The sequence below is a fragment of the Bacillus sp. FJAT-28004 genome (assembly GCF_001280845.1).
GTDB lineage: Bacteria > Bacillota > Bacilli > Paenibacillales > Paenibacillaceae > Pristimantibacillus.
The window spans coordinates 1,047,178-1,059,846 of the sequence record NZ_LGHP01000001.1 but is presented as its reverse complement, the minus strand read 5'-3'; the positions used below and the strand labels follow the sequence as shown (position 1 = coordinate 1,059,846).

The 12,669-nt window shown below is 48.6% G+C and carries 10 protein-coding genes and 9 tRNA genes; 1 reads left to right on the top strand and 18 read right to left on the bottom strand.

Going from position 1 to position 12,669, the window contains the following annotated elements; all coding sequences use genetic code 11:
* Positions 1-16: 16 nt before the first annotated feature.
* The 5 genes from hydA to AC787_RS04330 are packed head-to-tail and all read right to left on the bottom strand — an operon-like array spanning position 17 to position 6,784.
* Entirely contained in the window at positions 17-1,456 is a 1,440-nt protein-coding gene (hydA, locus tag AC787_RS04350; protein WP_054023652.1) for a dihydropyrimidinase, read from the bottom strand.
* A gap of 1 nt (position 1,457) precedes the next feature.
* On the bottom strand, positions 1,458-2,762 hold the full coding sequence (preA, locus tag AC787_RS04345) for an NAD-dependent dihydropyrimidine dehydrogenase subunit PreA (protein ID WP_054023651.1): 1,305 nt from the start codon (positions 2,760-2,762) through the stop codon (positions 1,458-1,460).
* Positions 2,755-4,128: an NAD(P)-dependent oxidoreductase gene (locus AC787_RS04340; protein WP_054023650.1), complete on the bottom strand. Its 1,374-nt coding sequence runs from the start codon at positions 4,126-4,128 to the stop codon at positions 2,755-2,757. Before AC787_RS04340 ends, preA begins: the two co-directional genes overlap by 8 nt.
* Before the next feature lie 32 nt (positions 4,129-4,160).
* On the bottom strand, positions 4,161-5,411 hold the full coding sequence (locus AC787_RS04335; RefSeq protein WP_054023649.1) for a M20 family metallo-hydrolase: 1,251 nt from the start codon (positions 5,409-5,411) through the stop codon (positions 4,161-4,163).
* Between the two features lie 11 nt (positions 5,412-5,422).
* Complete coding sequence (locus AC787_RS04330) at positions 5,423-6,784, bottom strand: aspartate aminotransferase family protein (RefSeq protein WP_054023648.1); 1,362 nt, start codon at positions 6,782-6,784, stop codon at positions 5,423-5,425.
* Positions 6,785-7,042: 258 nt separating this feature from the next.
* Between AC787_RS04330 and yhbH the strand changes: the two genes are divergently transcribed.
* The gene (gene yhbH, locus AC787_RS04325; RefSeq protein ID WP_054023647.1) at positions 7,043-8,197 is read left to right on the top strand and encodes a sporulation protein YhbH; all 1,155 of its coding nucleotides are present in this window, start codon (positions 7,043-7,045) and stop codon (positions 8,195-8,197) included.
* Between the two features lie 79 nt (positions 8,198-8,276).
* Here the strand turns inward: yhbH and AC787_RS04320 are convergent, their stop codons facing one another.
* The 13 genes from AC787_RS04320 to AC787_RS04260 form a co-directional block, all read right to left on the bottom strand.
* Positions 8,277-9,518 carry an MFS transporter gene (locus tag AC787_RS04320; RefSeq protein WP_054023646.1) on the bottom strand — a complete coding sequence of 414 codons (1,242 nt, stop codon included), beginning with the start codon at positions 9,516-9,518 and terminating at the stop codon, positions 8,277-8,279.
* A gap of 302 nt (positions 9,519-9,820) precedes the next feature.
* Positions 9,821-10,135 (bottom strand): cupin domain-containing protein, encoded by a 315-nt coding sequence (locus AC787_RS04315; protein ID WP_054023645.1) that lies wholly within the window; start codon positions 10,133-10,135, stop codon positions 9,821-9,823.
* Positions 10,136-10,148: 13 nt separating this feature from the next.
* The gene (locus AC787_RS04310) at positions 10,149-10,337 is read right to left on the bottom strand and encodes a hypothetical protein (protein WP_054023644.1); all 189 of its coding nucleotides are present in this window, start codon (positions 10,335-10,337) and stop codon (positions 10,149-10,151) included.
* Positions 10,338-10,627: 290 nt separating this feature from the next.
* Positions 10,628-11,386 (bottom strand): delta-lactam-biosynthetic de-N-acetylase, encoded by a 759-nt coding sequence (pdaA, locus tag AC787_RS04305; RefSeq protein ID WP_054026900.1) that lies wholly within the window; start codon positions 11,384-11,386, stop codon positions 10,628-10,630.
* Positions 11,387-11,564: 178 nt separating this feature from the next.
* Positions 11,565-11,641, bottom strand: a tRNA-Pro gene (locus tag AC787_RS04300).
* Between the two features lie 8 nt (positions 11,642-11,649).
* A tRNA-Thr gene (locus tag AC787_RS04295) sits at positions 11,650-11,725 on the bottom strand.
* Between the two features lie 72 nt (positions 11,726-11,797).
* Positions 11,798-11,873: transfer RNA gene (locus AC787_RS04290), tRNA-Thr, on the bottom strand.
* A gap of 74 nt (positions 11,874-11,947) precedes the next feature.
* Positions 11,948-12,023: transfer RNA gene (locus AC787_RS04285), tRNA-Thr, on the bottom strand.
* Between the two features lie 32 nt (positions 12,024-12,055).
* Positions 12,056-12,132 (bottom strand) — tRNA-Met (locus tag AC787_RS04280).
* Positions 12,133-12,152: 20 nt separating this feature from the next.
* Positions 12,153-12,227: transfer RNA gene (locus tag AC787_RS04275), tRNA-Glu, on the bottom strand.
* Positions 12,228-12,241: 14 nt separating this feature from the next.
* Positions 12,242-12,329, bottom strand: a tRNA-Ser gene (locus AC787_RS04270).
* Between the two features lie 5 nt (positions 12,330-12,334).
* Positions 12,335-12,410 (bottom strand) — tRNA-Asn (locus AC787_RS04265).
* 5 nt (positions 12,411-12,415) lie between these two features.
* Positions 12,416-12,492 (bottom strand) — tRNA-Ile (locus AC787_RS04260).
* Positions 12,493-12,669 lie beyond the last annotated feature (177 nt).

Below are 12,669 nucleotides of genomic sequence, written 5' to 3'. Positions count from 1 at the left end.
ACTCCCTCCTCTGGTACTATTGCTTCATTTTGTCCTTCGTGCCGAGTGGCGCATAATGAGTAGGAGCACCAGCTGCCTTGTAAGGAGCTCGCTTCACATATCGCCCTGCTCCAAGAGAGCCAACATATTGACGATCCTCAATAACAAATTCACCGCGTGAAAGTACGCTTACTGGTAAACCTGTCACCTGCATCCCTTCAAACGGGTTATAATCCACGTTCATATGATGCGTTTCAGCTGATAGTGTACGCTCTGCTAGTGGATCAAAGATTACGATATCCGCATCGCTGCCAACCGCAATCGTCCCCTTCTGTGGAAAAAGGCCAAACAGCTTGGCGCTGCGCGTCGAAACGATGTCTACAAATTGATTAAGCGTAATACGCCCTTGATGAACGCCCTCCGAGTAAAACAGCGAGTAACGATCCTCTATGACGGGGCCGCCATTTGGAATTTTACTAAAATCTCCCCGCCCCAAGTCCTTTTGTCCATCAAAATTAAAGGAGCAGTGGTCAGAACCCAGCGTTTGCAATTGGCCGCTCTTAAGTGCATTCCAGAGCACCTCTTGATGGAATGTTTCACGAAGAGGAGGCGACCATACGTATTTTGCCCCTTCAAAATCCGGCTTCTCAAGCTGCGCCTGGTCGAGCACCAAATACTGCGGGCAGGTTTCGCCCCAAATATCCACGCCTTGATTACGAGCCTCTGCGATTTGCTTGACGGCTTCTTCACAGGTCACATGCACGACATACAACCTTGCACCAGCAAGCTCCGCCAGCTTTGCTGCCCGTCCAGTTGCCTCTCCTTCAATAATAGAGGGTCTCGTAAGCGCATGATAGATGGGATCAGTATGACCTTCCTCCAACGCTTTTTTGATGAGAAAATCGATGACGTCGCCATTTTCGGCATGCACCATCACCATCGCTCCAAGCTCCTTGGCAGCGAGCATTGTCCGAAATAATGTGCCATCATCGGCTTGAAACACGTTTTTGTACGCCATAAATACCTTCAAAGACGTGATTCCCTCTTCCTTAATAATCAATGGAAGCTCAGCAAGCACCTCTTCGTTTATTTCACTAATCATGAGATGAAAGCCGTAATCGATGACGGCTTTTCCATCCGCTTTTTGGTGCCATGCCGCAATGGAATCCTTAAGTGGCTTCCCCTTCGTCGTTAAGCAAAAGTCAACAATGGTTGTCGTTCCTCCGAAAGCTGCAGCTTTTGTGCCGGTCTCAAAATCATCTGCCGTAACCGTGCCGCCGAACGGCATGTCAAGATGGGTATGCGGATCAATGCCGCCGGGAAATACATATTTGCCTGAAGCATCGATGATCTCATCAGCTTCCGATTCGAGGTCAATCCCGATTTTGGCGATTATGCCCTCTTTAATCAGCACATCGGCTTTATACGTATCGGCTGCCGTTACAATAATCCCATTTTTAATGAGCCTCACCGTCATCCTATACAGCCTCCTTCTTATTGCCATCGTCAGAATCATTTCCTTTTCCTAGTGACGCGATTGCTGCTTGCCGCTGATTCCAGCTTAGAGACGGCTCTGTAGAAGGTACTTCTATCATCGTAATGGCACCTTCAACCGGACAAACAATCGAACAGAGATTGCAGCCTACACAATCTTCCTCGCGAACCTTAAGGTACGCGGCACCATTGTCATCAGTATGCCGCTCAATACACTGATGCGAGGTGTCCTCGCAAGCAATATGGCATTTATTGCAAACGATGCACGTATCCTGTTCAATTCTTGCGACTACCGCATAATTAAGATCAAGGTCTCCCCAATCCGAATACCGCTCTACCGATTTGCCGATCAGTTCATTGACCGATTTCAAGCCCTTTTCATCTAAATAATTGTTCAGACCATCGATCATATCCTCTACGATACTGAAGCCATGATGCATCGCAGCCGTACATACCTGAACTCCGGTCGAGCCCATCAATATAAATTCAACCGCGTCCCGCCAGTTCGATACACCGCCTATGCCAGAGATTGGCACGCCAACTAAAGGATTACGGGCGCATTCCGCGACCATATTAAGCGCAATTGGCTTAACAGCAGGCCCGCAGTAACCGCCATGGGCACCTTTTCCGCCAACATGCGGAATCGTATTCCATGTATCGATATCAACTCCAGCAAGAGAGTTAATCGTATTGATCAGCGAGATCGCATCCGCTCCCCCACGAACGGCCGCTTTGGCGGTGGCGGTAATGTCTGTAATATTCGGCGTAAGCTTGACAATGACTGGCGTCCTCGCTGCTTCCTTGACCCACATCGTCTGCATTTCAACCAAATCCGGCTGTTGTCCGGAAGCAGCGCCCATTCCCCGCTCAGCCATGCCATGAGGACATCCAAAATTCAATTCCAGCCCATCGACACCGATGGCTTCAACCTTTTTTACAATTTCATGCCATTTCTCGCGTTTTGGCTCCACCATCAACGATACGACAAGCGCATGTTCCGGGAACCTCCTCTTTGTCTCGTAGATTTCCTTTAAGTTGACCTCAAGCGGCCGATCCGAAATCAGCTCAATATTATTGAATCCTGCTACTCGTTGTCCGTTGAAATGAATAGCTGCAAATCGAGATGAAGTATTAATGATTGGATCGCCCAGCGTCTTCCACACAGCTCCACCCCAGCCCGCTTCGAATGCTCGCTGTACTTGATAGCCGGTATTCGTTGGGGGCGCTGATGCGAGCCAAAAAGGATTAGGCGAAGATATACCTGCTAACTGTATGCGCAGATCAGCCATCATTTTCACTCCTCGCTATAAGCGTTTTGTAAATCGAATTGGCTGCCAGCTTGCCTTGCTGCGCTGCTGCTACCACCATCGCATCACCTTGGCCTTCGCCGAAAATAACGTCGCCAGCAGCATAAATACGAGGATTGGAGGTCTGATAGGTTTCCGTATTCACCATCACAATCCCCCGTTTATGATTCAAGCCAAGATGCTCAATAAGTGGCAAATGACGTGTCTGTCCAATCGCCTTAATTACGACATCAACATCAAGCAGGAAAGAAGAGCCTTCTATCGGAATCGCCCTCTTTCTTCCGCCTTGTTCGTCCTCTTCAAGCTGCATTCTCATGCATTCCAGCGCCTCGACATTTCCTTCAGCATCTCCGATAATCCGGCTTGGAGCGCTTAGCCATTCAAATTCGACTCCGTCCTGCTTAGCGAATTCAAATTCAAAATCGTATGCGGTCATTTCCTCTCTCGTTCGGCGATAAACCATCTTCACATTCGCTGCTCCGAGCCTCACCGAACAGGTTGCAGCATCAACGGCTGTGTTGCCCGCCCCGATGACGGCTACACGTTTACCGATAAAGTCTGTTGTAAGCTCCGTTTTGGTCGCTTCGACAAAATCAATGGCATCATAAACACCTGATAATTGTTCGCCTTCGATGCTAAGATAAGGCACCTTGGACATCCCAATCGCAAGCACAATAGCGTCAAATTGTTCAAGCAGCGCATCCACGCTAACGTCAGTACCGATTTTTGCGCTCGTCCGAATATCAACGCCCAGCTCTTTTACCTGCTCGACCTCCCAAAGCGAGATGCTCTGCGGCAAGCGGAACGAAACGATGCCATACGTATCCAGACCGCCCGCCTGCTCTTTCGCTTCAAAGATCGTAACGGCGAAGCCAAATCTCGCAAGCTCGCGTGCCGTAGAAAGCCCCGCCGGACCTCCGCCTATTATTGCGACCGATTTGCCATTACTTTGACCAGCTGCAAATAGATTTTGCTTGTTCTTAATCGCCCAATCTGTCGCATAGCGCTGCAGGCTGCCAATCATGATAGGCTTAGAAGAATGGTTCATTACACAAGCTCCCTCGCACAGCTCTTCTGTGGGACAAACCCGAGCGCAGGTTGCCCCGACCGGGTTCGCATCCATAATGGTGCGAGCTGATCCTTTCATATTGCCGGAAGCAATTTTTTTTATGAATGAAGGGATGTTAATACCTGTCGGACACGCCTTTATACAAGGAGCATCATAGCAGTATAAACAGCGGTTCGATTCCTCTATGGCCTCCTTTGGCCGCATCCCTGCCTTCACCTCAGCAAAATTCCGCCGCAGTGATTCAACAGGAATAAACACCGCATTTCCCGTCGCGCTCATGCCCGTCTCCTCCTTATAAACTTACTTCACATCTATTCACTTAATCTGCGGGCCGTCCGGTAAAGGAGCTCCACCCCGAGCTCAATATCTTCCGGTGATGAATACTCTTTCGGATTATGGCTGATCCCGTCCTTGCAACGAACAAAAATCATCCCGTACTTGCATACATAAGACATCGTTAACGAATCATGGAAGGGACCGCTCATCAGCCCTGGCGGCTGAAGACCCATCTCTGCTGCTTCCTCCTGCATAATCTCCCTAAGCTCAGGCGCACAGTAGCGGGGATCACTCTTCGTATCCTCACGAATGGTGTACGTCAAGCCATGTTCTAAACAAACAGCATCGATTCTTGCGAGAAGCTGCTCCTCCAGCATATTCCTGCGCGCTAGATCAATATCGCGGAAATCGACGGTGAAGCTTACTTTCTCAGCAATAATGTTGCGGGAGTCCGGAAATACAGACAGCGAACCAACCGTACCAACAGTCGGTGCGCCAGGCTCCCGGCTAGCTAATTCGTGGAGTGCTATAATAACCTTGGCGCTGCCAACCAGTGCATCTTGCCGCATAGACATTGGCACGGAGCCCGCATGACCTGCGAAGCCAGTCATTTCAACCGTCCACCATACGGGACCGGATATGCCACTGACGATACCAATCGGTTCACTGAGCGACTCCAGCACCGGACCTTGCTCAATATGCAGCTCTAGAAAAGCAGCTATCCGTCCTTCCTCAAAGACATATCCTTTAAACGCAGCGGGATCACACCCAAATTCCATCAGCGCTTCCCTGCGGGTCACACCATTTTTATCCGCGCGATCCAGCTCTCCATCCTCGAGCCTCCCTGTCATTCCTCTTACGCCAAATAACCCTTTGTTAAATCTGCAGCCTTCTTCATCACAAAAAGCCACAACCTCGATGTTCCTAGTTGGTCGCAAGCCTTTTTCAACCATCGTATGGACCGCTTCGATAGCTCCTAGCACGCCAATAACGCCATCGAACCGCCCGCCGTACGGCTGCGAATCAATATGGGAGCCAAGCATTAATACCGGTGACGCTGGATCAGCTCCCTTTAGCACGCCAATCAAATTGCCGAACGGATCAATCCGCGCCTCCATCCCTGCTTCAATCATCCAATTCCTCACCAGCTCTACACCTGCCAGATCTTCCTTCGACAGCGCGAGGCGGCAAACGCCTGTATCACCGATTTTCCCGATCTGCGCAAGCTCATATATATGTTTGTGCAGCCTCTTGGCATCAATGTTAAAGCCTTTCTCCATCTTCATCTCCACCTCACTCAGACATTGAAAACCTGAAGCAGCGTTTCGGCGATAAATACTATTTCATCATCCGTCGTCGATAATGGAGGACTCAGCGTCAAAATATTCATAAAACCCGGTACCGTATCGCCATTTTTGCTGATGAGCAATCCTTTTTGCTTGCATCCCGCAATAATAGCGGTAACTCTAGCAGCGGAGGCTGGCTCCTTCGTTTGTTTATCCTCTACCAGTTCAATACCGATAGCAGAGCCGAAAATTCGGAGTTCACCAACATGCTGATGTGATTCTAGTGACTTTATCCGGCTAAACAGCTCTTTGCCAATATAAGCAGAACGGCTGACTAAATTTTCGCGCTCGATGATTTCAATATTTTTTAGTGCAACCGCGCAGGAAACAGGATTGCCTCCGAAGGTGTTCACATGGCGGAAATGATTGTCCGCACCGATCTCTTTGAAGCTCTCATACATCTCAGCCGACACAGCCGTTGCAGATAAAGGAGAATATGCGCTTGTCAGCCCTTTCGCCATCGTCACCATATCTGGCTTGACCCCGAAGTTCTGATGCCCAAACTTCTCTCCTGAGCGGCCGAAACCGCAAATAACCTCATCGACGATAAGCAGTACATCATGTTTATCGCAAATCGCTCGCAGCCTTGCCAAGTATGGATCAGGCGGCACGATCATTCCTCCGCCTGTAATAACGGGCTCGACGATAATGCCAGCGACCGAATCCGCACCCTCCCAGATGATTGCATCCTCGTAGGCTTGAGCGCATTGCATTTTGCAGGTGTCCTTTGTTTGCCCGAAAGGACAACGATAGCAATATGGTGGAGGCACATGAGAAAAACCAACACCAAGCGGCTCATATTTCAGCTTGCGCTGCGCTTGACCCGTAGCGCTAAGTGCGCCCATAGAATTACCGTGATAGGCGCGATGGCGCGAAATATACTTGTATTTAGAGCCCTTCCCTCGTTGATGATGATACTGACGACCGATTTTGAAGGCGACCTCATTGGCATCAGAACCTGAGTTCGAGAAGAAAAATCGATAATCACCTTCAAGCCATTCATTCAACTTCGCAGCAAGCTCAATTGCAGGAATATGTGATTGAATGAGTGTCGAGTACGCTACCGTCTTCATCTGCTCCGCAGCCGCTTCAGCAATTTCGACCCGGCCATGACCCACATTGACGCACCACATCCCAGACATGCCGTCGAAATAGCGGTTCCCGTCCATATCCGTTATCCAGCTTCCCTCACCTGACACGATAACCATTGGATTCTCATTATGAGGAGAAATATGATGCCATAAGTATTTGCGATCCTTCTCTAACAGCGCTGCTTTCGCTTCCTGATCCATTGCTGCCTCGTTCACGCCCATGCCTGCATTCCTCCTTTACGGCTGAAGCTTCTATATTAGAATAGACCGTGGATGAGACCATCTGCGATCCTTACAGACTAGCTTATGCGGCTGCTTCGCCGCATCTTCCAAAATTGTTTTTTAATAGCTGCTATAACATTTTCCTTCACATAACCACTCTGCTCTTGAATATATTGAGTAACAGACAAGAATTACGCGATCAGCATCTCAGGCTTTTTTCAATCAGCAATGTTAACTTAGTGGAATGAGGTGAGGGAATTGGAGTCAGAGCCGCTATTTATTGTTTCAAGGGAAGATTGGTCGCTCCACCGCAAAGGTCATGAGGATCAAGCACGACATCAGGAGAAGGTGCACGAAGCCATTAAGCAAAACCTTCCCGATCTGGTTTCCGACGAAAGCATCGTATTATCCGATGGAAGACGAACAATCAAGGTCCCTATTAAAAGTCTCGACGAGTCCCACTTTATATACAACTACAACAAGAAGCAGCACGTCGGACAAGGCGATGGCGACTCACAGGTTGGCGATGTGCTCGGCGTTGACCCACAAGCCGCTAAGGGGCCAGGCAAAGGTCAGGATGCAGGCGATCAGCCCGGTGAGGACGTTGTGGATACCGAGATAAGCATCGATCAATTGGAGGATATGTTGTTCGAGGAGCTGGAGCTTCCTAATCTGGAGCAAAAGCAGAAGGATCAGCTGCAAACGACAGAAATCGTTTTTCACGATATCCGCAAAAAAGGCATCATGTCCAATATCGATAAGAAGCGTACGTTAATTGAAAATCTGCGCCGCAACGCCAATGCGGGCAAGTCTGGCATTGGAGGCATTTCACCTGATGATCTTCGTTACAAAACATGGAATGAAGTCATCAAACCCCAATCCAACGCGGTCATTCTTGCACTCATGGACACGTCAGGAAGCATGGGGTCGTTCGAGAAATATTGCGCGCGCAGCTTTTTCTTCTGGATGACTCGCTTCCTAAGGCGCAAATATGAGCATGTGGAAATTGTGTTTATTGCACATCATACGGAAGCCAAGGAGGTTACAGAAGAGGAGTTTTTCAACCGTGGTGAAAGCGGTGGCACCATCTGTTCGTCCGCTTATCAGAAAGCGATCGACATCATCGATAGCCGGTACCCGACGCCAAATTGGAATATATACCCCTTCCACTTCTCCGATGGCGACAACCTAACATCAGATAACGAACGCTGCGTGAAGCTAATTGGTCAGCTGATGGAGCGAAGCAATATGTTCGGATACGGAGAGGTCAATCAATACAATAGAAGCAGCACATTGATGTCCGCGTATAAGCATATTAACCATAAAAAGTTTATGTATTCGGTGATTAAGGAGAAAGGCGAAGTGTACAAAGCACTTAAAACCTTTTTCTCTAAGCAAGTGAGCGGCGCCTAATAAAAGCACAGAAGAAAGCCGTCCCGATGGGTTCTACCCCATTCTGGACGGCTTATTTGCATTTTGAATAAACATCCCTTCAACTTGAAAGAGCAGAATCAGAGCCCTCTTTATCCGGATCGATCCCTTTCGTTTCTTTGCCAAAAAATAATACCGTTAGCGCTCCTATGACAATCGTTACAAAAAAGATCATAAAAATAGATGGAATCGCAACTTGTTTGGCAACGAGCATACCAACAAGATATGGCCCAATAATGCCGCCGACACGGCCGAATGAGGCGGCAAAGCCGACGCCAGTTCCACGAACAGAGGCTGGATACAGCTCCGGCGTATAGGCGTACATGCCTCCCCATGCTCCAAGGTTAAAGAAGGAGAGACAAATACCCGAAGCCAGCAATACCCCTTCAGTCTCCGCGTTGCCGAACCAAAGGGCACTGCCTGCGGTTAGCAGCAAATAAACCACCAGCACAAATTTTCGCCCGAATTTCTCGATAAAGTAAGCAGCGGTGAAATAACCCGGCAGTTGGGCGAGTGTCATAATCAGAACATATTGGAAGCTCTTCACCAAATCGAAGCCTTTGAGCACCATGACGGAAGGCAGCCACAGGAACATGCCGTAATAGGAAAAAACGACTGTGAACCATAAGATCCACAACGTTACTGTTGCTTTTCGGTAGCGTAAAGACCATATGGATTTGATTCTGTCACCTAGACTCAGCTTACGGCTCTGCTGCGCATTGAAGCTGGGCGAGTCTTTAATGGCTCTTCTCAAATATAAAGCAAAAAGTGCAGGAACAGCACCAATGGCGAACGCCATCCTCCATCCGTAATCCGGAATAATGAAGTAAGCGATCAAAGCCGCAGCAATCCAACCGATCGCCCAGAAGCTCTCCAATAGGACGACTGCCCGGCCCCGCTCCTTGGCAGGCACAGATTCCGATACAAGCGTCGACGCGACTGGCAGCTCCCCGCCGAGCCCAAAACCGGCTATGAAACGCAGTGCGCATAAGACGATAAAACTCGTTGCCAGAGCCGACAGACCGCTCGCAATTGAGAAAATCAGTAGTGTCCAGAGCAGGATAGCCCTGCGTCCGTATCGATCGGCCATCAAACCGGATACAGCGGCTCCTACAGCCATACCGATCGAATTAATTGCCATCAGTAAGCCAACCTGTTGTGAACCAAGCTGCCATTCTGCGGCCAAAGCAGCAACGATAAAGGAGATCATTCCGACCTCCATCGCATCAAAAAGCCAGCTAAGCCCCGCGCTAAACAACAGTTTCCGCTGTTTCGGCTCGCGCAGCAATTCCATTTTCCTCATATGAAGACCCCTTACCCTATGCTCAAGCTCTATTGACTAGGCGGCATTTTCTATTTGTGTGGATATGCTACTCTATATTAACACGTTTTCAAAGTTTCTAATGGTTAAAGCCCCTGCTTCTAGTGTTGCCAACTCGGCGGAACTATAGTTCCTCTGTAAACAAACATTCAAGCACCCTAAGACTGCAGCAACGAATATCCCCTCTACAATGGTCGATAACCATCACATTCAAAAAAAAGAAGAGCAACCCATGGTTGCTCTTCCGTGGAATCGCTCTTCTTTCTATAACCGTATCATCACCCTTACTTAATCAAATCATCACGCAGCGGCGTGAAGGAATCGAGCAGCGCCGAGGCTTCCAGTGCGGTTACCCCGTGCCTAGCCCCGCTTGGTATGACGATGGACTCTCCTTCCCGGATCACTTGTTTCTCGCCGTCAATCGTAAACTCAATGGCCCCTTTCAAGCAATAGCTCAGCTGCTCATGCGGGTGAGCATGCTCATAACCAACCGCACCAGGCTCAAAATGAACCTCCATCAGCATCAGCGTTTTGCCCGGCTGCAAAATTTTACGTGTAACCCCAGGCTCCGCATTTTCCCACACTCCGATATTGCTCATCCAATTTCCTCCTTTAGCTTTTACCATCCCATTTATCTAGAAGTGCTCCGCCATCCGCCCACACCAGCGAGTACTCATCTCTGACTCTATCTGTTTTGATTGTCATTGTGTAGCTCTGATCCGACATTTCTTTAATCTCTAAAGTTTCCGTTTTCACTATCATCTCAATTCCGAATAGATCTCCACTGGCTAGGCGCTCCACAGATGCTGCCTCAAGCTCCCATTCTCCATATTATAGCAAAAAGATAGCGTTCCTCCGGAAACTCCTGCAGCTGCAAGCCTGTTTTTATGCTTAAACCATTTCTGATCAAGCCTGTTTAAGCATACATCTGTCGAATATAAAGGAAGTTAAAAAAGCTAAACATGCGGCAAAGCAAGGGATGAGGGCAGAATTTTAAAGGTCTTTGCGCCGCTATTGCAACGTAAATGGGTTCAAAATAGCAAAAAAACCTCAACCCCTGTAATGAGGTTAAGGCTTTTGCCCATACTTTACTAGATATTTAAATCAATGCCCAGCTGATCCAGGCTTTTGAAGAGATATCCTTGCCGGCGGGCCTCGTCTATAATTCTGCCGAGCGCCTCGGTGTTGTCTTTGGAAACGGAATGCAGCAGGATGATCGCACCGGGGTGGAGCTGTTTAACAACCTCGTTATACGCATATTGTGAGCCTCTTTGCGCATTCACATCCCAGTCCTTGTATGCCACTGACCAAAATACATTCGTATAGCCGAATTGCTTGCTCGCCGCAAGTACCCGTTCGCTGAATATGCCTCTTGGAGGCCGTAGATATTTCATTTCCTTCTGACCAGTCAAAGTTTCTACGTGCTCCTTGACCTTATCGAGTTCCGTTTTGATGCTCGATTCCGAGAGGGTCGACATATCTGGATGACTCCATGAATGGTTACCTACGATATGGCCTTCCTGCACCATCCGCTTTAATAGGTCCGGCTGATCTTTGACATAATGACCCGTTACAAAAAAGACCGCTGGTACCTGCTTATCTTTTAATACATCTAGGATACGCGGTGTGTAGCCATTTTCGTAACCGTTATCGAAAGTAAGATATAGCTCCTTTTGCGTCGTATCCCCCAGAAACAAAGCTCCGTGCTTGGTTACGATCTCTTTAAAGCCCTCCTCATCGATCGAAGGCAGACGCCCCTCCACACTTTTCTTAAACCCGAAGTGGAATACCCCTGGCTGCCCATATGCAGCTGAAGGGCTTATTAAGCCCCATAAGATCGCAATAAGCATGACAGCGACTCTAACCCTTTGCCTCAACAGTAAAGCCTCCTTATTCAATGAAGTGATTGCACTTCATCGGCATATTGCGTTTATATTTCCCCATAAGCGCATAAAAAAACCGCTATTCCCATAAGTCCAGCGGACTTTGAGAATAGCGGTTTATGTAGTCGTTCATTCACTTGAAAAATGGTCGGGACGACACGATTTGAACATGCGACCCCCTGGTCCCAAACCAGGTGCTCTACCAAGCTGAGCTACGTCCCGAGAAAAGATGGTGCCGTCGAGAGGACTTGAACCCCCAACCTACTGATTACAAGTCAGTTGCTCTACCAGTTGAGCTACAACGGCACATCGATTATGTCCACCAATGCTGGTGGTTTTTGATGCTTGCCTGGCATAACCAGAAGCATCTTAAGAAAATGGTGCCGTCGAGAGGACTTGAACCCCCAACCTACTGATTACAAGTCAGTTGCTCTACCAGTTGAGCTACAACGGCGTATCGGTTATGTCTACCATTGCAGGTAGTTTTGATGCTTGCCTGGCAATAACCAAGGAACATCATAAGAAAAATGGTGCCGTCGAGAGGACTTGAACCCCCAACCTACTGATTACAAGTCAGTTGCTCTACCAGTTGAGCTACAACGGCATATGGATTTTTTGCACCATTTAAAGGTGATTTGGTTGCGGGGGCAGGATTTGAACCTGCGGCCTTCGGGTTATGAGCCCGACGAGCTACCGGGCTGCTCCACCCCGCGTCATTTTGAAAGAAAAAATATGGTGACCCGTAGGGGACTCGAACCCCTGTTACCTCCGTGAAAGGGAGGTGTCTTAACCACTTGACCAACGGGCCTTGAAAAATTGGAACGGAGAGAGAGGGATTCGAACCCTCGCACCACTTACGCAGTCTAACCCCTTAGCAGAGGGTCCCCTTGAGCCACTTGGGTATCTCTCCAAACTTGGCTCCCCGAACAGGACTCGAACCTGTGACAACTCGATTAACAGTCGAGTGCTCTACCAACTGAGCTATCAGGGAAAATATGGTGGGCCTTAGTGGACTCGAACCACCGACCTCACCCTTATCAGGGGTGCGCTCTAACCAGCTGAGCTAAAGGCCCTAAGCATAAACATAAATCTTATGTAAGATCAATTGTTTATAATCAGGTATTCAAGTTGCGCCCTGAAAACTGGATACGAAAGTTAGGCTTGCTGAAGCCTTAATGCTGCTGTCTACCGGATGTATGGGTCACGGTAAACGTGTTTAGGATAAGCCCTCGACCGATTAGTATTCGTCA